This window comes from Janthinobacterium lividum (assembly GCF_011601275.1).
GTDB lineage: Bacteria > Pseudomonadota > Gammaproteobacteria > Burkholderiales > Burkholderiaceae_D > Janthinobacterium > Janthinobacterium lividum_E.
Genome location: NZ_JAAOLY010000050.1, coordinates 1 through 753 on the forward strand (window position 1 = coordinate 1; position 753 = coordinate 753).

At 60.8% G+C, this 753-nt stretch carries 1 protein-coding gene; it reads right to left on the reverse strand.

Annotated elements, in window-relative coordinates:
* On the reverse strand, positions 1-694 hold a 694-nt coding region (gene iolE / locus GYK42_RS28785), incomplete at its 3' end, for a myo-inosose-2 dehydratase (protein ID WP_166450278.1).
* Positions 695-753: the final 59 nt, after the last annotated feature.

The following is a 753-nucleotide window of genomic DNA, read 5'->3' on the forward strand; positions in this document are numbered from 1 at the left end:
AACTCCAATGGCCATTGCGGGCCAGTTTCACGACGTTCGGGCGCACGTCCTTGCAATGCACATGGCAAATCCTGTCGATATGCTTATTTAAAACCGCCAGCGCATCGCCGCCGGCAAACGTGATGTGACCGGTGTCGAACAGCAAGCCGACCTCGGTCCCCGTCAAGGCCATCAGTTGATCCACGTCGGCCGGCGTTTCCACGTAGGCGCCCATGTGATGGTGATAGGCCAGGCGCACGCCGTGCGCCAGCAGATGCGCGGCAAACGCCGTCAATTTGTTGGCGTATTCCTGCCATTGCTGCTGCGACTGGAAACGGGGGCGTTTATACAGCGGGCGCGCTTCGCCCTGGATGGCGTCGGCCACTTCGCCATAGACCATGACGGTGGCGCCGCTGTCGGCCAGCAGGCGCAAGTGCGGGCCGACGGAAGCGATCTCTTCTTCGACCGACCGGTGCGCCAGCCGTCCCGAATACCAGCCGGAAACACAGGCGAGATTGTATTTGCCCAGCACGGCGTTCAGGGACGGCGCATCCTTGGGAAACTTGTTGCCCAGTTCAAAACCCACGTAGCCAATCTCGGCGCCTTCCTTGAGGGCCGTTTCCAGCGGGGTTTCGCCACCCAGGCTGGGCAAATCGTCGTTCATCCACGAGATCGGGTTGATGCCGATCTTCACATTCCATGTCGGTGCGTTCATTGTTGTTGTCCTTGGCGGTCAAGTTCATAACGGGCGCGCGCAGCTTGCACGGCTGGCTG